The organism is Pseudidiomarina sediminum DSM 21906, assembly GCF_000423165.1.
Lineage (GTDB): Bacteria > Pseudomonadota > Gammaproteobacteria > Enterobacterales > Alteromonadaceae > Pseudidiomarina > Pseudidiomarina sediminum.
This window is the reverse complement of sequence record NZ_AUHL01000006.1, coordinates 161,356-181,189: the sequence shown is the minus strand read 5'-3', so window position 1 is coordinate 181,189 and position 19,834 is coordinate 161,356. Positions and strand designations below refer to the sequence as shown.

Sequence of the window (19,834 nt, the reverse complement as noted above, 5' to 3'; positions counted from 1 at the left end):
CATCGTTAAAGGACGCTTTCATGCGCTTATTTTTGCTCACTTTTTTATTTGTCGGAAGCGTGTTTGCTAGCACTACCGCAGCACAAACTGTCACCCAGCCAAGCGCTAACGACGCGACCGCCATCGAGACAACCTTAAGCGCTTTTCTCTATGGCGCGTCGGTGAATGATCCTAAGGTGCACGAAACATTTTGGGCTGACGAACTGACTTACACCAGCTCTAGCGGCACGCGCTTTGATAAAGCGACGCTGCTGCAAGGCACTGCCAACGCGACGCGTATTGATGATGCCGATGTTCAAGCCTGGTACAGCGCGGAAAATATCGAGCTCAAAGCTATCGGTGATATCGTGCTATTGAACTTCACCTTAGTCTCGACCAACGTCGCCACCAAGCATCGCGATACTTACTTAAATAGCGGCGTCATGGTGTACCGCGACGCGCGTTGGCAAGCCATCAACTGGAACGCCACGCGCGAGGCTGCTACCAGCCATTAACCCGTGGCCAGAAGACCAGGTCCTGCTCAAGCGGGACCAGGTACCCTGAAAACTGGCTCGCCGTCGCGCACGCGTGATTCGGCAAAATGCGTACCTTACTGCCGATCGTCAACGGCGGTAACTGCGCACTGCTGCCTTTCCGCAGCGCCAAAGTGCCGTGCTCTTGACTGGTACGGCTGACAATCAAATCAGGATAGGGCGTTCCCGCCATATCACACACCACCCCATAACCTTGATCTAGCTCTTGCTCAGCGGTACCACGGTCACGGGATAACGCCATCCAACCAGCATCAGTGATGATCCAACCTTGCTCAGGACGCACACCGATAACGGTTGCGACAACGCTGAGCGCAATATCCTCAAGTTCGCACACGTGCAAACCTGCCATCACCAAGTCTTGAAACAAGTAAACCCCTGCCCGTACTTCGGTGATGCCGGTTAAATCACGGGCAAAATGTGCTGTCGGGGTAGACCCTACACTAACGATGGGGCAAAGCACACCAGCCAATGCCAAACGCTCTTTCACCGCAACCGCCGTGGCACGTTCATGCTCAGCAGCGGCTTCTTTGGCAGCACGATCTGGACAGTGATAAGAGCCTCCAGCATGCAATAAAATACCAGCAAAGAGTTGTTTGTCATCCAACAAACACGCAATTTCAAGCAGTTGTGGGTCATCGGGCCGCAAACCCGCCCGTTCGCCGTCACAATCAATTTCAAGCAACACCGGAATCGCAACACCATCGCGCGCGACGAAATCAATCACTGCTTGTGCCTGTACCAAACTATCCAATAATACTCGTACGGTTATCCCTGAACGGTTTAAACGCGCCACGCGTGGTAGTTTATCCGGGTCGATACCCACGGCATAAGTGATATCGGTGTACCCATGTTCGGCAAAATAGTCAGCTTCTTTTAATGTTGAAACAGTAATAGGCCCTTTTGCATCGGCAAAGCAATACCGCATCACATCCACCGACTTCGCCGTTTTAACATGCGGTCGCAGCATAACCCCCAAACCATCAAGATGACGCTGTAAGCGCTCGCTATTGTGCAACATCTTGTTTGGGTCCAGTAATAAATAAGGCGTCGTTAAAGCATTTAGCGCAGGCATACAATCACCGTTTTAAGAAGTTTTGAACACACCACACAGCGCTAACGACCCTTAGTGCTGTGCTTGAGGAAATTCCAGCTGTCCAATCGCTGCCTCGTGCAGGCTACTCAGAAACAACTGCTGATCGACTTCGACGGCTCCGGTCACGTAGCCGAAGCGACCTTCGGGATCTTGCAGACTATGCAGCACATTGCCATCAATGTCGATGGCAAGCAGGTGACTATAGCGCTGCGCTTTAGGACGCATCACCGCCGGTAAACGCTGCACCACTTTTCGCATAAACGGGGCATCGGCAAACTGGTCAAGTAGTGCACTTCTTGGACTCACTAAACCGAGCCAAAACTTCCCATCACGACCGGTGGTGAGGTTATCTGGGAAACCGGGCAGATTTTCGAGAAGCGGCTCGAACTGGCCGCTGTTGTTGCTACCAATACCAACACGCAAGACCCGATAACTGGCCGTTTCATTCACCAGTAACCACTGTTGATCTGAGCTTAATGCAACGCCGTTTGCAAAATGAATACCACTGACAACTGTATAGGTATGACCGCTCGCCGGCTCATAAGCCAAGACGCGACCATTACCTGCATGCTCCATAATATCGAGCAGGCTTGCACCATAAGTGCCATAGCGGTCGGCAGGAAAACGACTGGAAGAGTCGCTAAAATAAATAGTGCCATCGGCTGCGATGGCGACGTCATTGGCATAACGGACCGCACGCCCATCGACTTCAGTCACTTTGACCTGTACCCCTTGGTTGCTGTCAAAATAGACTAAACCTTGGTAGGCATCGGCGATCCACAGCCCGCCTTGGGCATCATAGGCTAGGCCTAACGGGCGCCCGCCAGTGGTGGCCAGCACCGTAAAATCGCCGTCATGTTCGCGCCGCACAATATCACCGTTCAGTAAGCCGGTAACGACACGGCCTTGTGGGTCTACAGCAAGAGCTTCCGGACCTTCTGACACCGGTAATGGCAGCACTTGAATTGCTTGCAACCGCTGATTTGGCGTATAGACCCCAACATAACCGTGGTCGCGTGGCGCCTGCCAGGCGCGAGGTTCAATGGCGACCGGCCAGAGCACCAGATACGACAACAGCAGTACCAACGTAAAGCTTAATATGATTCCAAAGACTCGACCCTTTCGCATCGTTGTTTCCTTAATACCGCTTTAGAAAGCGTTGTAATTCATCCGCGGTCTGCCGAGGACGCTCCAACATGGGCATATGCCCAACCTGTTCCAACACTACCACTTCGGAGCCCTGAATCGCACTATGCCAAACGTCAGCACTACTTACATCAATCAATGCATCTTCAGCCCCCCAGAGAATAAGCGTAGGTATCTGCAATTCTGATAAGCGCTGATCCAATTGATCATGGTATAGAAAGTCTTCCGCAATCTGACTGAATTCCGCTTTATGTTGCCTATAGTCATAAGCAACACCGCGTTGGATAAAATTAGGAATCCAAGGCGGCTGCGCCATACTCAATTGATAGAGCTCTTGGAAGTCTTGCCAATCGTTGATGAGGAAAGGAGAGCGCCCTTGCTGTAAAAGTTTTTCAGCACGGCTAGGGGTAGGGCTGGTAACGCCTGTAGGGTTCATCACGATTAACGCCGAAAGTTGCTGCGGATACAGCAACGCGAAGTTTGCCGCAATCAAGCCACTCATCGAATGTCCCACGAGTACGGGCTGTTCTATCTGCAGCGCTGCGAATAAACGTTGTAATCGCTGCGCCTGAGCGCTTGCACGGTAGCTCCACTGGGGATCAAAACCCGTTTCACCATGCCCTGCGAGATCCGGAATGATGATTGTAGCGCTCGAGTCAAGTTGCGCAGCCATCGGCAACCATAGCGCTTTGTTCGCCGTGTAGCCATGGAGCAGCACTACGGGCGTTGCTGCGGTATCCCGCCCTGGGCGCACATACACACTAAAGGTAATATCGCCTAAAGCCACCTGACGCGTTTCAAAATCATACCACCAGGCTATCGCTGCCGTTGCCGTTTGAAAACTCCACAGGCCCACGCGAGGCAAAAAGCTCGCCCCCCAAAGCAATAGCACCACGATAGCGCTTACCAACAGCCCTTTTAAATGCCGCTTCCGCACAGATAAGATCCTGAATTCTTGATTATTATGATTCAGAATAGCAAAAGTCTCGAAAACCGCCGAATGAAGAATTGCAAAGGCGACGTCCGAGACTTTTAGGTGTTGCTCGCAGCAGTTGTTATTGAGCGACAAGTGCCGTACGAAATTGTCCTTCTATCGCACGACAATCCCCCTTATCGGCAGCAGAAAACATACTTTTTTGATAGCATATTTGCCCACGAAAGGTTCCTTGTGCATATCCCTCGTTGCCCACCTCAAAGCGCTCGATGTCGACTGATACGTTACCTGCACTACTAATGTAGAACGGCGCAGCCATTCCTTCAGGCCAGTAAGAGATCTCCGCACTTTGCACCTGTGCACTCGCATTACCGCCGGATAAGGTCAGCGATAGCGCTAATACATTATCCATCATGCCACCGGTCTCCAGATCATGCGCCTGAATATTCACCAGCGTCATGCCGCCCATTTGCATAAAGGTTGCTGAACTTTGACGCTCACCAACCGGCGCCAAAGTAACACCATGGTAATCTTGCTCCGCTATGCTGGCACTAACCTCACCATGCGTTGGGTCTCCAGCACTACAAGCACTCACTTGAATGCAAGTCAGTAAAACAACAACAATGCCGTGCGTTTTGCGTAAGTTCATTGGCGCTGCTCCCATTATAAGCCCAGATCTTCAGTAATAATTACCGCATCAAACTCACCCTTTACCGCTAGAGTCCCACGCCCAATTTGTCCCTTATTAATTGACGTGCCTTCTCTCAAATGAAGTTCAAAATGCCCTTTCAGACGCTCACCGTCTTGCTCAGTAATGGTGAGCGAACTACGTATCGGGTCGGGGCCATATCCGTCTTGCTGATATTCCACCGCAACATTTTGGTAGTAGCGACCATTGAGCTCTAACACTTCGGTAAATTTAGGGTCAAAACCACCTTCATAGCCAGGTCTCGCTTTAAAACGGCGGGTGATCGGATAGGTACCCGGCATTGGAAATTGTAGGCTGTCGAGGTCATCTGCAGTGGCCAGTAGGAGCGTTAGACGATACTCCTGCTCCCGCTCATCGAGCGTCTCGGCAAACTCAAGCTTCAGCAGATTGTAGCCTCCTGAAGTGCCCTTCCCAATGTAGGCAATCGTGCCTGAGCGCTGCGCATTGATCGCACCAGATAAAGTGAGCGTATAGTTCCCCTGGTCTCGCTTATCGGTATTACTTTTCGTCGACGCCTTCACTTCCTCACCATACACTGATGACAGATAAACCAAGATCACACTCGCCAACACTACTGGCAAAATATTTTTTAAGAATCCAGCCATCCTTGCCTCCTTAAAACAACTTACCCAGCACACTATCTACGACTTTATCGACCGCTTTATCGGTCGCGCGATCAACCGCCCGATCGGCCTTACTTTTGGCGCGCTGCTCTTGACGCTGTGCTTTGCTTTCCAAATAGGCAGCAAGGCGTTGTTGCTTCTCTTCTTCGGTCTCTTCTACCACAGATTCTTCTGCTTGAGCCCCCATAAAGCTTTCCATAGAAGGAATTTTCATCGGTTCAGCAGGCAACACAAAACGTGAAGCATCGACACTAACATCCCGAACTTGTGTCAAGCGATAGCTATCCCCTTGACGCAGCACACCCCAGCCGCCGTCGCGGGTAAAATCTGCCATCTTGTCAAAGGCCGGCGAAATGCTCTCGCCGGTCGCTGCAATTAAGATCGAGGCCATGGTCAGGGAAGCTTGCGTCAATAAGGCTGCAGTTTTGTCTTTGGTCAGCACAATGGTGTCGGTATGCTGGTGACCCGCACGATTCCGGTAGGTCATCTCGTAAATGTGTCCCTTGAGACCATCCACCTCTTCGCTACCCCCGGTCGCTTTCATGGCTACCAATTCCACCATTTCGGCATCCCAAAACCCGCCTTGCTGTCCAAGGCTTCCCACACTGGCAATAGCTGCTGCAATATCAAACACCATGACCGAACCACCGTCCTCAATCACTGAGTACAGTTTACCGTCACGCATCAACATATACCCCTCTCCGGAAGCATCATCCATCCGCAGCATGCCGGAGCTGGTGAATTCCACCTTGACCTTGCCGTCCTCCGAAACCATTACCGCGGTTCCATCTGCCCAAGCAGGAAAGGAAAAAGTTAGCGCTGTTAAACAGCCTACTAAGAATTGTTTAAGTGTCATCAGAATCCCCTCTCAACAGCTCGAAGCTGTCATAGGTTGTTTGGTGGCCGCCTAGCTCGCACGCAAGAATGATGTGTTGATGGTTCGCTAACCCCCCATGCAGCTCCCCTAACACTTCTGTTGTCCTCATCCGTTGGACGATGGCGTTCCCTCAGCTTACAAACCAAGCGGCCGAAACATGCGATCTTCAATGACACTGGAATCTCAGTACTACAAAACGTAACGGTCACACTACTCTTCAATAGAGCAGGCACGCAGTTGACCGTTACGCTGTGTAGTTCGTTCGACGACCCATGTCATCTCTTCGTCGCTCACGGTGCCCATCATAGGTAGATCGATTATTTAGAGTTATCCTGCATTTGCACTACACTATATTCACAACTTATTAACATAAAATAGCGGCATGAATAGACCCGATAAACGTATCAGCGAATTTATTATCAGCATGCACGATGCCAGCATGTACCTTTCTGCCAGTGAGTTTCAGGAATGGACACTTAAAGAAATCCAAAGCTTGATCGATTTCGATTTTGCCATTTGGGGTTCCGGTGATGGTCGTAGTCGGCAGTTACATACCGCGACGATTTTGCATCAAGTCGACTCATTGTTTGACACCTGGGAAGAGGTAAAACATGAAGACCCCTATGCCAATTTAGTCATTGCGAACACAGGAAAAACTTGGAACTCCAAAGTGTTGCCGAAATTTCATCATTGCCGGGCATATGACGAGCATTGGGGCCGCTACGATGCCAAGCAGCTCATTTCTACCATGGAAATAGATCCCAAAACCGGGCTTCATATTTTCGTGACGCTTGCGCGAGACACTTTAGAAAATGATTTTTCGCAGGCCGATATGGCGTTGAAGAATGTGATCACACAGCATTTGTTTTTGGCTGCGCGTCACAACGACATGCATAATTTACGCTCGCAACAAGCGCCAGCCGCATTTGTTGATCGCCACGGCTTGCTTAATGCGGCACTCCCAGAATTTATCGCATTGCTCACCAATGAGTGGGGGCGCAAAGCAAAGCAACAATTACCGGCTGAGGTCACTGAGGCGCTATGGACAAAAGGCTGTTACCGCAACCCACGCATTGTCATCAATGCCCAACGCTTCAAAAACCGTCTGCTCGTGCGAGCCGGTATTTGTGCAGCAGTAAGTTTAAGTGCAAGGGAACAAGATGTGGCCTGGGCTTACGTTAAAGGGCACACCCATAAAGAAGTGGCTCGTTTACTTGATATTTCACCAACCACTGTACGCACCCATATTGCGCGTATTTACCAAAAACTAGAGGTGTCAGATAAAGCGGAACTTGCGTCTTGGTTGCACAGCAACAGGTTTTTGCTCTAACCACAACCTGCGCTAGCTTTTCTCATTTGTTCTTCTAGACTTAAAGCATCTTTGTTCAACAAATGAACGACAAGAATGCTAAGTAATTTAAAACTCTCGCTCGAAGAGGCGCGTTTTCGGAAACTCTGTGATGACACCCAAGCCATGTCCATCCAAGGCTACCGTTCAGACGGCACTGTCGTGTACTGGAATGAGGCATCCGAAAAGCTCTACGGTTACACCGCCGACGAAGCACTTGGCAGCAACTTGTTTGACCTCATCATTCCAGCCGAAATGGCAGCTGATGTGCGTCAAGCGGTGGCATGGATGTTTGAGCATCAACAAGGCATTCCCTCTGCCCGTTTAACCTTAAAACATCAGGACGGTACTGACGTACCCGTTTATTCCAGCCATACCGTGGTTGCCCTACCGAACGATGAGCCCATCATGTTTTGTATGGACGCTGACTTACGCGCACTTGATCTCGCTGAGGCCGAAGTACAAAAACTCATGTACTTTGACCCGCTTACTGGGCTAGCGAATCGCAACCTACTGCTCGATCATCTACAAGCTGCCATCCAAACCACCACCAAGCAACACAAAGTCGGCGCAGTACTGCTGATTGATGTCATTAATTTCCACAGCTTTAACGATAGCTTAGGTTATGAAAGTGGTGACAGTGTTCTGCGCCACTGCGCACAGTGCATCAGCAACGAAGCACGGCAAGCAGACACGGTGGCGCGCATCGGCAATGATGAGTTTGTCTTGGTCTTGAGCGCCCTCAGTTCATCCTTCGCAGATGCCGCCACCATCGCTGAGGTTAGAGCCAGCCAGCTTCTCGAAAGTATTAGTCGCCCCTTAAATGTTCATCATCACTCACTGCGGGTTAACGCACGCATCGGGATTAGCTTTTTCAGTACGCAAACGATGGACTGCACCATTTTGTTGCAACAAGCCGATCTCGCCTTAAAGGCTGTGAAACAGCAAAGTACCTCAGCTATCGGCTTTTTTGATAAGCACATGGAAGCGGCAGTGCGTCATCGCTTAGAGCTCTCGCAAGCACTTGAACATGCCATTGAACAACAGCAACTACGCATGGTCTATCAACCTCAGGTGAACGCCGAACGGCAGTTGTTAAGCGTCGAAGCTTTGTTGCGCTGGCATCATCCTCGCTATGGAGAGATCTCACCCAACGAATTTATTCCTATTGCCGAGGCTTCCGGTAGCATCCTAAGGCTTGGCGCATGGGTATTGGAGCGCTGCTGCGAACAATCCAAGCTGTGGTCCAACAACCCCAAACTCGAAACGCTTGGTATTTCTATCAATGTGAGCCCGGCACAGTTTCTTGATCCTGACTTCGTTGATCATGTCCGCGCTATCCTAGAGCGTACTCAGGTGAACCCCGCCAATATTCGCTTTGAGCTCACTGAAAATTTGATGGCACAGAACATCGACTTTATCGTGCAGCAAATGCAAGAGCTCAAACAACTTGGCATTTCCATCTCACTCGATGACTTTGGCACGGGTTATGCCTCGCTTGCTTACCTCACGCAGCTTCCCTTAGATGAGCTCAAAATTGATCGGCGCTTTGTGAAAACCTTATTTAAGCAAGGCGAGGGCGCATTGCTTACCGAAATGATTATTGGTCTTGGTCGCAGCATGAATTTGACCATAATTGCGGAGGGGGTGGAAACTAATGCGCAGTTTGAGCGTCTACGAGAATTAGGCTGTGAAGTTTTCCAAGGCTATCTGTTTGGGTATCCTAGTGACACGCTTCCGGATATTAACTGATGTATTAAGGACAAATCATGCGTTTAACCCTACCCGCGGCCATTTTAGGTGCTGCACTTATTTTGGCATTTGTGTTTGGTGCGAACAGTATTGGCAATGCCTTGCTCGAAACACGTGCCATGGAGCGTAGTGTCACAGTAAAAGGTCTTTCCGAGCGCGAGTACATCGCCGATACCGTGATTTGGCCGATCCAATTCACGAGCGCCAGCAACGACGTCAACGAAATTTATCAAGACATTGAAGCCTCAAAAAGCAAAGTCGTAGCATTTTTGCTGCTCAAAGGTGTCAATGCCGAGGAAATATCAACCTCATCACCTAATATTGTTGATAAGTCAGCCCAACGCTATGGTGGCAGTGGCCCGGCGCCATTCCGCTACACTGCGACGCAAACCATTACGGTGTATTCAAGCAAAGTTGAAGCCATCCGTGAGATCATGAGTTCATTGTCTGAACTCGGCAAACAGGGGATTGTGCTGAATGGTGACGACTATCAGTCACAGCCAGAATACATGTTCACGCGTCTCAATGAGATCAAGCCGGAAATGATTGAAGAGGCAACCATCAAGGCACGTGAGGTCGCGCAAAAATTTGCCGAGGACTCACAAAGTGAGCTCGGCAAAATTAAACGGGCCAGCCAAGGACAGTTTACGATCGGTTCACGAGACCGCCACAACCCGCATTTGAAAACCATCCGTGTGGTTTCAACCATCGAGTACTACCTGTCGGATTAAGCCTTAGCGCCAACCATTGCAACCAGCTCTACCGCACGGTTGGCGTAGCCCCACTCGTTATCATACCAGGCATAAATTTTGACTTGCGTGCCATTCACTACCCGCGTGCAGCCAGCATCAACGATGCTCGAGCGCGGGTCGGTGCGATAGTCAATCGACACCAGCGGTCGCTCTTCATAACCAAGAATACCTTGCAGGGGCCCTTCAGCAGCGCGCTGCAGTAACTGATTGACTTCCTCAACGCTGGTCGCTCGTTGCATTTCAAAAACACAATCGGTTAACGACGCATTGGCTAATGGCACCCGTACCGCATACCCATCTAATTTGCCTTTGAGCTCTGGAAAAATTTCAACAATTGCTGCCGCAGCTCCAGTTGAGGTTGGAATTAAGCTATCACCATAAGCTCGCGCTCGGCGCATGTCTTTGTGCGGTGCATCAAGGATATTTTGGCTATTGGTCACCGAATGAATAGTCGTGATCGAACCGTGATGAATACCAATAGTTTCATGTAAGACTTTCACCACTGGGGCTAAACAGTTAGTCGTACAAGAGGCAGCCGTAATAATGTGATGCTGCTCAGGGTCATAACGATCCTCGTTCACGCCAAGTACGATATTCAGAGCCCCTTCATCTTTCACCGGCGCCGATACCACTACGCGCTTTACACCTTGCGCGAGATAGTCATTCAACACCGCAACTGTTTTCATCTTGCCAGAGGCTTCTAAGACAATATCGCACTCACTCCAGTCATTCTCCACAATGGTTTTGTGCTGCGTGAAACGTATCGCCTGACCGTCAATGACCAATTGCTCAGGCGTGCTCGCAAAAGCTGCCTGCCAACGTCCGTGTACCGAATCAAACTCTAACAAATGGGCGAACATTGCCGCATCACCACCCGGATCATTAACCTGCACCACTTCAATGTCGTCACGCTGGCTCACCAAACGCAACGCCAACCGACCAATACGCCCTAATCCGTTAATACCTAATTTAATCGTCATACTTGTTACCTCTTCCTTAACGCGCTCGAATGTATTTGCTTAAGTGGAAAGCAGCTAAAAAAACCTCATCGTCACGCAATCGGACGGGCTCATTGGATAAATACGCCGGAAATGCTTTCGGGTTTAACACCCAAGCACCACTGTCGGCAGCTTCCGACGGCACACGCTTCACAAACCAGCCAGGGAAAACCACCACCCCTTTGATGGGCCAGTCTTTTCCTGTCGTTTCTTTGAGTAACTCTTTCAACCAACGACAGTTCGCCGTCACTTGGGTGACAGGGTCGCCCATAATCGGTTTGCGTCCTCGCATAATTTGGTTTCCGTCGTATTGCAGCTCTGGCTTCCCCGACTTCGGTTTCGACATGGTTTTTGTTTCGATAACAAAAATTCCTGCTTGGGTTATCACCACATGGTCAAGATTGAAGTTATCCCCATCAATGTCATGAAAGACTTGTGCTTGCTGCGCCCGCAGACGGTCAAGGAACTCACCAACGGCTTGCTCACCCTCTATGCCTAATTTAATCTTCTGAGTATCGCGATAACCTTTGAACATCATCGGAATCGAAATCAGCGCGGTGATGATTGCAATGATTGTCATGACCCAGGGGTTTGGCGGATGTCCTAAAGCCCACATTGACCAATCTTTTGCTGCAATGAGAACAACAAACACAGTAATGGCATAGGGCAATAAAACACGACCTAAAGCGATGTCCGTTAATCGATTTTGTAAGGTCGAACCGGCTGTTCGCCATGGTTTGTGTTTAATTGGAGACTTCGTCACCGGCGCACCTCTTCATGTTGCAATTTGTTTGATTTAACATGTCCTAAGCGTACGATGAAACCAAGAGAGATGCCAATGATTCAAACACAACTTCAGTTGCGTCCGCGCCGCCGTGGCTTTCATTTGATTACCGATGAGGTGGTTGCCGCGCTGCCTGAATTGGCAGATGTCGAAATAGGCCTGTTGCATATCTTTATTCAGCATACTTCAGCATCATTAACCATTAATGAAAATGCTGATGCTACGGTACGCCAAGATTTTGAAAGTCATTTTAATCAGCTTGCACCTGAACATGCCTCTTATTATCGGCACACCTACGAAGGCCCTGACGATATGCCAGCCCACTTAAAAGCAAGTTTATTGGGAAGTAGCGTTACCATTCCGGTAACACAGGGGCGTTTAAACTTGGGTACTTGGCAAGGAATTTACTTGGGCGAGCACCGTGATGTTGGGGGCGCACGAACCCTTGTGCTGACCCTTCAACGTTAAAAAAAAGGCGCTCAACCGAGCGCCTTTACCGTCTTTTCATCACATTGGATCGGTTAGAAGCGATCCAAGGTCATCACTTTATGCCACGCGGCGACAAAGTCATCAACAAATAACTGTGTTCCGTCGCTCATCGCATAGACTTCTGCAATGGCGCGTAGCTCAGAGTTTGAGCCAAACACTAAATCAACTGGGGTTGCCGTCCATTTCACTTCACCAGTACTACGGTCAAGCCCTTGGTACAAACCTTCTTGTTCAGCTGGCTGCCATTGGGTCTCCATACTCAACAAATTCACGAAGAAGTCATTGGTTAATTGGCCAGGACGGTCCGTGAATACGCCGTGAGACACACCTTCATGGGTCGCACCTAATGCACGGAAACCACCCACTAAAACGGTCATCTCGGGAACGGTCAGCGTTAACAGGTCGGCACGATCAACCAAGCTTTCCGCAGGTGACAAACGACTGTCAGCGCTGTAGTAGTTGCGGAAACCATCAGCTTTCGGCTCAAGGAAGGCAAACGATGCGACATCTGTCATCGCTTGAGTAGCATCCGTACGGCCCGGCGTGAAAGGTACACTAACCTCATACCCAGCATCCGCAGCGGCCTTTTCAATCGCAGCAGCACCGGCAAGCACGATGGTATCCGCTAACGAAATGCGCGTATTATCAGTTTGCTGTGCATTAAAGTCCTGCTGAATACCACGCAATACCTCAAGCACCTTAGCTAACTCAGCCGGATTGTTGACCGCCCAATCTTTTTGCGGTGCCAACGCAACTCGCGCACCATTTGCGCCACCGCGCATGTCAGTGCCTCGGAAGCTCGCCGCTGATGACCAAGCGGTACGAACCAACTCTGCCACCGTCAGTTCGGTCGACAGCACAGCTTCTTTAAGTTCAGCAATGGCATCTTCACCCACCAAAGTGTAATCCGCTTCAGGCAATGGGTCCTGCCACAACAACGGTGTATCTGGTGAGGTATCAACGATGTAACGTGCGCGTGGACCCATATCACGATGGGTTAACTTAAACCAAGCTTTCGCAAACGCCAGTTCAAATTCCTCTGGATTTTCATGGAAGCGTTTTGCAATGCTGCGATACTCAGGGTCAAACTTCAGCGATAAGTCCGTTGTGAACATGATCGGAGCATGACGCTTACCGGGGACGTGCGCATCCGGTACTAAATTCGCTGCTTGGCCATCTTTAGGAATCCACTGAATCGCCCCTGCAGGGCTACGTGTTTGTTCCCACTCAAACCCAAATAGATTATCCAAATACTGCATGGTCCACGCAGTTGGGCTCACGGACCAAGCCCCTTCTAAGCCTGACGTAATGGTATCTTCAGAATGCCCTTTACCACACTTGTTTTGCCAGCCTAAACCTTGCTCCTCAAGGCCAGCAGCAGCAGGTTCAGCACCCAAACATTCATCCGGTTTATGCGCACCGTGTGCTTTACCAAAGGTATGGCCGCCGGCAATCAGCGCCACCGTCTCTTCATCATTCATGGCCATACGACCAAAGGTGTCACGAATATCATGCGCAGCTAACAGGGGATCTGGGTTTCCGTTAGGCCCTTCAGGGTTCACATAAATCAAGCCCATTTGCACTGCCGCTAGTGGCCGTTCAAGTTCACGCTCACCGCTATAACGCTGATCAGCTAACCACTGTTTCTCTGGTCCCCAATACACGTTATCCGCTTCCCAGTCATCCTCACGACCGCCAGCAAAGCCATAAGTTTTAAAGCCCATAGACTCAAGCGCGACATTCCCCGTGAGCACCATCAAGTCAGCCCAAGATAAACTACGGCCGTATTTTTGCTTAATCGGCCACAACAAACGGCGGGCTTTATCCAAACTGACGTTGTCAGGCCAACTATTCAACGGCTCAAACCGCTGTTGGCCGCCGCCAGCACCGCCACGGCCATCATTCACTCGGTACGTACCGGCACCGTGCCACGCCATGCGAATAAAGAACGGGCCATAATGACCATAATCGGCTGGCCACCAGTCCTGAGACGATGTCATCAGTGCTTCAATGTCTTTTTTTACCGCAGCGATATCAAGCTGTTGGAAGGCTTCTGCATAGTCAAAGTCATCGCCATAAGGATTCGAGCTGGGGTTGTGGTCACGCAGGGGACTGAGATCAAGTTGATCCGGCCACCAAAACATCGCGTCATGGCCAGCTTCTTGCGCGCTCACTGCAGAGCTTGCTGTGCCCATAGCGACCGCAAGCGCCAAGGCTGAAAGTAAAGGGTATGCTTTTTTCATGGTTGGTTGATCCTCTGTAACAAGAGTTGTCGAACAAAATCACTATAGGACAACTTTCACAGATTAGAAAAAACCAAACCAACCGAAAAATCAGATTAGCCTCATCGAGCTTTTTGAAACAGTCGTGAACTCAATCATTTACGTTAAACGTGCGAGATCTTCGGTCGCATGCACTTCATAACCGCCACGATGTTCGCGCTTCACTTTATACATTGCAGCGTCAGCATGACGAATGAGATCCGTGGCCGTCATCTCGACGCCGCCATCATGCACCACGGCACCAATCGAGGCGCCAATAAACATTTCATTTTGCTCAAAGTACATCGGTGCGCGGATGGCTTCGATTAACCGTGTCAGCACAGTCTCAATATGACAGGTCTGCGTATCTGTCAGCACCGCCACAAACTCATCACCACCCAAGCGACAGAGAATGTCATGACTACGAAGCTGCTCGCGGAAGCGATGCGCAACTTCACGCAATACGTAATCACCGGCAGCATGGCCGTAATGATCATTGATTTTCTTAAAGCCATCAAGGTCAATAAAGAGCACAGCCAAGGCTTGCGGGCGTTGTTTTACCTCTGCAACCAACTGCTTAAGCTGTCGGAACAGCGCACTGCGATTCGGCAAGCCAGTGAGTTTGTCGCACTCTGCTGCACTCTGTAACTCACGCATTTCGTGCTTTTCTTTGGTGATATCTTCGATGGTACCAACCACACGCTTTGCATGCCCCTCAGCATCGCGCTCAACAATAGTGCCGCGGTCCAAGACCCACATCACGTGCCCGTCGTGATGAAACACACGGTACTCACTTTCAAAGGTGTTTTTGCCGTTCGGGGCGAGGTGCTCTTGGATTCGCGTATCGACTGCCGCACGATCTTCCGGATGTACGAGATCATGCCAATCGCTCAGTTCATTTTTCACTTGTTCACTACTGTAACCAAACAAGCGATACCAACCTTCCGAGAAATAGACTTTTTCCGGTTTCACCGTCCAATCCCAAACACCACCATTGGTTGCTTCTACTGCAAAGCGCCAGCGCTCTTCCATCATTTGTAATTCGCGCTGTTTGGTACGCACGTCAGCGGTTAACTTCTCCGCCAGTTCAGTTGCGCGGTCCCGCGTTGCGGCGATCAATTTCAAGTAAGCTGCGAGCGCCAGGGTAACAAAGAGCCCCAAGCCAATAATCGCCACAGGGCGCAGTAGGTAAATCGCATCGACTTCATTTTTGTGGCGAAACTCTAGCAGCCATTCCCGACCGCCAAAATAAAATGGTGAGGAGGCTTTCAAGTAATCCGGGTTCACCAAGGCTCCGTCATGATTACTATAAAGTAACTGGGCTGGCAGCCGCTCTGCACCATCAAACACCCGCAAGGCAATTGAGGCACCTTCTTCACGCTCCCAATCTTTCAAGATACCCGATAATAAATCCTGCATCCGAAATGGGCTGTACGCCCAGCCCTTAAGCGCATCCATCCGCTCGACGCCAGCGCGCAATGCCGCACCGTCATAAACGGGAACATACATCAAGGTACCCGGTTGAATGCCCGAACCATTTTCTTGTAGTAGCTCCACCCGGCCCGTCAAGGCAACTTTCCCCGTCATCGCAGCCCGGTGCATGGCGTGATAGCGGACCGGCTCTGAATACATATCGTAGCCAAAGGCACGCTGATTACGCTCATCAAAAGGTTCGAGATAAACTATCGAAGAATAAATATCGCGCTGGGAGACCGGGCGAACATGAAAGTCAGCATAACCTTCGGCGCGCACCCTTTGTTCAAATGCGGTAAGCTCAGACTGATTTATTTTTTCAGCAAAACCAATACCTTGCACTTCAGTGATCGCGCCGTCACGGCGTAACTTGTCGGTATAACCGCGCCAATTGTCACGGCTAACATGTTCGGATTGCTCGTAAAAACCTGCCGCGCCTCGGAGGACCAATTCATAAGCAAGTAAGCGTTCGGTCAGGGCGACTTCCACTTGTTGGGTGTTAAACAAAAAGCCTTCACGCGCCCGGTTTAATTCGGTCGAGTAACTCAGGTAGCCCGCCAATAAGCTAAACAATGTTCCGATCAACAACACCAGCCAAGGCGTGTATGGATGCCGCTTCATCTTATCCTGCATCTCCCGAGAGCAAATGAAGGTCGTCGCGCGACCCTGCAAAGTAGGCGGGAGTATACCGCGAAAATCTGGCTATATCCGCTACTTGGATCAAGTAACGGTTGGTAACTGCATGGGTTATGTTGGCGTTTCTCCGCGTAATCGATGTCATGAAAGGTTGGCTTTTTGCTAAAATCTATCTTGTTATATCCTGTATTCTCATTCAGATCGACACTAATCCAACAATTTTACTGTAAAGAGGTACTTATGGCGCTGCACATCGTTTCTCACCCGCTTATTCAACACAAACTTGGATTAATGCGCGACGTAAGGCTTTCGACCAAAAGCTTTAGAGAACTCGCCAACGAAGTCAGCGCCCTGCTGACTTATGAAGCCACAAGTGATTTTGAATTGGAACCCACTGAAGTTCCCGGTTGGGATCACAAAGCGATTGAAGTGCAACAGCTGCGCGGCAAGAAGGTGACCGTAGTACCTATTCTGCGCGCCGGGCTGGGCATGCTTGATGGCGTAGTGGACTTAATTCCCGCAGCAAAGATTAGTGTCGTAGGTTTGTATCGCGATGAAACAACATTAGAGCCGGTGGCCTATTTTGAAAAGCTCGCCAGCGACTTAGCACAACGTACCGCCCTTGTGATTGACCCCATGCTCGCTACAGGCGGTACCATGATTGCCACCCTTGATATGCTCAAAGCTAAAGGCTGTAAAGAAATTCGGGTGTTAGTGCTCGTTGCTGCACCGGAAGGGGTCGCGAAAGTCACGGCAGCGCATCCTGATGTCGCGATTTATACCGCAGCGCTAGATGAGCGTCTGAACGATGATGGCTACATTGTGCCAGGGCTTGGTGATGCAGGTGATCGTATTTTCGGTACGCGTTAATCACTTCTATTGATCCAGATCATAGGCAAAAGCAAACTGGAGCATCTATAGTTAAGCACTAACTAAATTAAAGTGCGGGTGATTGCGATGACCGAGAAACAACAGGTTCGACTGCTAAAAGGCGCGATGATCCTTGGCATTTGCCTGTTGGTTTGCGGTCATATCGTGCTTGCGATCACCTTTAGTAATGATGCGATTGGTCCTCGGGGTTTTATACTCGGGGCAGCCTTTAGCGCCATCGGCGTAGTCCTCTCACTCCCGACCAAAATCTACCTCACCATTTTATTGATGGAGCATGAGGAAAACACCAACCCGAATATGACCCGCTCAGCGGAGGCGCAACAGCGAGCCAAGGATAAAGAGTTTCAGCACTAATTTAATAGAGATCACGGTGATAGCGCTGCTCGTGTAGCAATTGATCGACGCTCTGCTCTCCTATGGCATCGCGTAAACTGCGCTCGACACCGGTCCCCATGCGCGCATAGCTACCACACACATACACATGCCCTTGTTGTCCAAGAAACTCCTGTACTTGCGCAGCTTTCTCACTGATCACCGACTGCACGTAAGCGGGAGCTTGCGCATCTCGCGAAAAGACCCTATCCACCCGACGAAGGACACCTCGCTGCAGCCACTGGTCAATTTCTTGCGCCAAGGGTACGTCCTCCTGCGGGAAGCGCTCGCCATAAATGAGCCAAATAGGGCCCGCGTCCGCATGTTGGGCGCGCTGTGCAATCTGGCTGCGTAAACCGGCAAGACCACTGCCGGCGCCAATCAGCAGCAACGGTGCTTGCAGGTCACTCAGGTGACACATGGTATTGCGACGCACGCGACCTAAGAGCTTAGCGCCTGGTGTCAACGACTGCGTTAGCCAGCCGGAGCACAGCCCTAACTGACCCGCTGCGTTGACCTGTTGACGCACAATCAGTAGCAACTGCCCCTCGGCGGGCACTGATGCGATCGAATAACTGCGCGGCGCGTGCTCAGGGCGTTCGGCATCGCTGCCGGGGTGATAACAAGGCAGCACGTCAAGTACGTCACCTGCACGCCACTGCGGCAATGCCTGCTCGGTGCTAAGTCGTAATAAATAGAGCCCATCTGAAGCGCGCCCATTCAAACGCGAACGCTCCGTTAGCTGCCAAACGCACGCATCATCGACATTATCAGACGTTACTTGTGTCATCCGATCATGCTTGAGCATCGGCTGCAATCGTTGCGCCTTGGCAGCTTGCAGCGCAGCATCCAGTTGAATGCCAAACTCACAAAAACGAGGATAACGACGATCGCCTAAAGCAACGATCTCATACCCCATATGTGATAAGTTCACCCCGTCGGCCACCAACCGCAGTAATTGGCGATAAAAGCGTCGACCATTATCTGGCGGCTCTCCTTCGCCATAGGTGCTCACCACAAAAATCATGCGCGTAACCTTTTGCACATCAGTGAGCGTCAGCTCGGACAACGCCCGTAGCTGCACCTCAGGAAACTGCTGCTGCAAGGCTGCAACTTTTTGTTCAGCGAGCGCCTTGGCAGTACCCGTCTGGCTCGCGTAAGCAACCACTAGGGTGGAAGGCGATAACGCCGTTGGCACGGCACGCGAACGGAATTCTCGCCAAACAGTTCGACACGTCCATAATGTCCAAACCACAACAATCGTGAAAGCGAGATAAACCTGCTGTCCCTCCGACATTACCACCTTCCTTAACCGACAAACTTAAAACGGCAGCACTTCGAAGGTTGCTGCGTAGGAACCACGGCGCTCAGTTGCTGGTGCCGCCGCTTTATCATCACGGTACGATGCTTCCATAAAGTACATACCGGCCTCAGGCCAAGTTACCGAGAACTTACCTTCACTATCGGCAGTCACCACAATGGCATCTTGACTGTTGCGATAGCGCATACCACCGCGCACCACTTCAATCTCTGCCCCTGCAGCTGGCTCGCCTGCAATCAACAGCTGGAAGTTCGCTTGCTCAGTGGCAAATAGGTCATTCGGATGGGTGAGTGCGACCAGCTCCAAGCCTTTCCCGCTTGGCTGCAAATTCTCAGTGGTTGGCGCACCCGCGGTGACAAAGGTTTCGATGCGAGAAGCGCTGCGCATTACCGTTAAATTCTTCGCATCTTTCGGCACTGCCGTGGCAAACTCAGATTCATCGGCTTGCTGCCCACGCCCAGGCCACATTTTGCGGTTGCCGTCAGCATCAAGCCAAAACGCGCGTAAGCCTTCACTGGCGCGCGCAATACGATAAGTACCTTCTTGCGCCAAGGCTAAATCGAAGGTGCTGCGGTAGCGCCCTTGTGCGGCATTTAGCAGCTCCACAGCGCTACCATCTGGTGCAGTCACGGTAATACCACTGACGGCTAACGCATGGTGATCGGGGTGAAACAGCGTATTTGAAATGGCTGCATCCACTGTGATGTAAGGACTATCGCCCGACAGCACAGTAGCACTTGGCAATAACCACGCTCGGTGCGCATGCGCAGGTGCGCTGAGCGCAAGTGCGGCGGTTAAACCCGCCAGTAAAGGTTTTAAGAAACGAGCATTCATAACCATCT

The 19,834-nt window shown here is 50.7% G+C and carries 19 protein-coding genes; 7 read left to right on the top strand and 12 right to left on the bottom strand.

Annotation, left to right across the window (positions count from 1 at the left end; all coding sequences use genetic code 11):
* Nucleotides 1–20 precede the first annotated feature (20 nt).
* Nucleotides 21–494 (top strand): nuclear transport factor 2 family protein, encoded by a 474-nt coding sequence (locus G535_RS0102545; RefSeq protein ID WP_026860628.1) that lies wholly within the window; start codon nt 21–23, stop codon nt 492–494.
* On the opposite strand, the gene G535_RS0102540 is transcribed toward G535_RS0102545, so the two are convergent.
* The 6 genes from G535_RS0102540 to G535_RS0102515 all read right to left on the bottom strand — a co-directional run bounded on the left by G535_RS0102540 (nt 481) and on the right by G535_RS0102515 (nt 5,894).
* Entirely contained in the window at nt 481–1,551 is a 1,071-nt protein-coding gene (locus G535_RS0102540; protein WP_241970481.1) for an alanine racemase, read from the bottom strand. The genes G535_RS0102545 and G535_RS0102540 overlap by 14 nt on opposite strands.
* Nucleotides 1,552–1,656: 105 nt before the next feature.
* On the bottom strand, nt 1,657–2,754 hold the full coding sequence (locus tag G535_RS0102535; RefSeq protein WP_026860626.1) for an SMP-30/gluconolactonase/LRE family protein: 1,098 nt from the start codon (nt 2,752–2,754) through the stop codon (nt 1,657–1,659).
* 10 nt (nt 2,755–2,764) lie between these two features.
* Complete coding sequence (locus G535_RS0102530) at nt 2,765–3,709, bottom strand: alpha/beta fold hydrolase (protein WP_051206913.1); 945 nt, start codon at nt 3,707–3,709, stop codon at nt 2,765–2,767.
* Between the two features lie 118 nt (nt 3,710–3,827).
* Nucleotides 3,828–4,355, bottom strand: coding sequence for a hypothetical protein (locus G535_RS0102525; protein WP_026860624.1), 528 nt, complete (start codon nt 4,353–4,355; stop codon nt 3,828–3,830).
* A gap of 14 nt (nt 4,356–4,369) precedes the next feature.
* Nucleotides 4,370–5,020 (bottom strand): hypothetical protein, encoded by a 651-nt coding sequence (locus tag G535_RS0102520; RefSeq protein WP_026860623.1) that lies wholly within the window; start codon nt 5,018–5,020, stop codon nt 4,370–4,372.
* A gap of 10 nt (nt 5,021–5,030) precedes the next feature.
* A complete protein-coding gene (locus tag G535_RS0102515) occupies nt 5,031–5,894 on the bottom strand; it encodes a hypothetical protein (protein ID WP_026860622.1) in 864 nt (287 codons plus the stop codon).
* A 403-nt stretch (nt 5,895–6,297) separates the two neighbouring features.
* On the opposite strand from G535_RS0102515, the gene G535_RS0102510 reads away from it, so the two are divergent.
* The 3 genes from G535_RS0102510 to G535_RS0102500 all read left to right on the top strand — a co-directional run bounded on the left by G535_RS0102510 (nt 6,298) and on the right by G535_RS0102500 (nt 9,746).
* Nucleotides 6,298–7,245, top strand: coding sequence for a helix-turn-helix transcriptional regulator (locus G535_RS0102510; RefSeq protein WP_026860621.1), 948 nt, complete (start codon nt 6,298–6,300; stop codon nt 7,243–7,245).
* A gap of 75 nt (nt 7,246–7,320) precedes the next feature.
* Entirely contained in the window at nt 7,321–9,015 is a 1,695-nt protein-coding gene (locus G535_RS12725) for a putative bifunctional diguanylate cyclase/phosphodiesterase (protein ID WP_051206912.1), read from the top strand.
* Nucleotides 9,016–9,032: 17 nt separating this feature from the next.
* Nucleotides 9,033–9,746 (top strand): SIMPL domain-containing protein, encoded by a 714-nt coding sequence (locus G535_RS0102500; protein WP_026860620.1) that lies wholly within the window; start codon nt 9,033–9,035, stop codon nt 9,744–9,746.
* Here the strand turns inward: G535_RS0102500 and G535_RS0102495 are convergent.
* Both G535_RS0102495 and G535_RS0102490 read right to left on the bottom strand, forming a co-directional pair.
* Nucleotides 9,743–10,747: an ArsJ-associated glyceraldehyde-3-phosphate dehydrogenase gene (locus G535_RS0102495; protein WP_026860619.1), complete on the bottom strand. Its 1,005-nt coding sequence runs from the start codon at nt 10,745–10,747 to the stop codon at nt 9,743–9,745. The two genes, G535_RS0102500 and G535_RS0102495, sit on opposite strands and share 4 nt — an antisense overlap.
* A 16-nt stretch (nt 10,748–10,763) precedes the next feature.
* Entirely contained in the window at nt 10,764–11,528 is a 765-nt protein-coding gene (locus G535_RS0102490) for a nuclease-related domain-containing protein (protein WP_026860618.1), read from the bottom strand.
* 69 nt (nt 11,529–11,597) lie between these two features.
* On the opposite strand from G535_RS0102490, the gene G535_RS0102485 reads away from it, so the two are divergent.
* Nucleotides 11,598–12,017, top strand: coding sequence for a secondary thiamine-phosphate synthase enzyme YjbQ (locus G535_RS0102485; RefSeq protein WP_026860617.1), 420 nt, complete (start codon nt 11,598–11,600; stop codon nt 12,015–12,017).
* Between the two features lie 53 nt (nt 12,018–12,070).
* On the opposite strand, the gene katG is transcribed toward G535_RS0102485, so the two are convergent.
* The gene (gene katG, locus G535_RS0102480) at nt 12,071–14,281 is read right to left on the bottom strand and encodes a catalase/peroxidase HPI (RefSeq protein WP_026860616.1); all 2,211 of its coding nucleotides are present in this window, start codon (nt 14,279–14,281) and stop codon (nt 12,071–12,073) included.
* 138 nt (nt 14,282–14,419) lie between these two features.
* On the bottom strand, nt 14,420–16,393 hold the full coding sequence (locus tag G535_RS0102475; protein WP_026860615.1) for a GGDEF domain-containing protein: 1,974 nt from the start codon (nt 16,391–16,393) through the stop codon (nt 14,420–14,422).
* A gap of 255 nt (nt 16,394–16,648) precedes the next feature.
* Between G535_RS0102475 and upp the strand changes: the two genes are divergently transcribed.
* Together upp and G535_RS12720 are read left to right on the top strand one after the other, a co-directional pair.
* Nucleotides 16,649–17,278: a uracil phosphoribosyltransferase gene (gene upp / locus G535_RS0102470; RefSeq protein WP_026860614.1), complete on the top strand. Its 630-nt coding sequence runs from the start codon at nt 16,649–16,651 to the stop codon at nt 17,276–17,278.
* 87 nt (nt 17,279–17,365) lie between these two features.
* A complete protein-coding gene (locus G535_RS12720) occupies nt 17,366–17,653 on the top strand; it encodes a hypothetical protein (protein ID WP_051206934.1) in 288 nt (95 codons plus the stop codon).
* A 1-nt stretch (nt 17,654) separates the two neighbouring features.
* On the opposite strand, the gene G535_RS12715 is transcribed toward G535_RS12720, so the two are convergent.
* Nucleotides 17,655–18,968 (bottom strand): NADPH cytochrome P450 oxidoreductase family protein, encoded by a 1,314-nt coding sequence (locus G535_RS12715; protein WP_051206911.1) that lies wholly within the window; start codon nt 18,966–18,968, stop codon nt 17,655–17,657.
* 24 nt (nt 18,969–18,992) lie between these two features.
* Complete coding sequence (locus tag G535_RS0102455; RefSeq protein ID WP_084616759.1) at nt 18,993–19,826, bottom strand: DUF4198 domain-containing protein; 834 nt, start codon at nt 19,824–19,826, stop codon at nt 18,993–18,995.
* Nucleotides 19,827–19,834 lie beyond the last annotated feature (8 nt).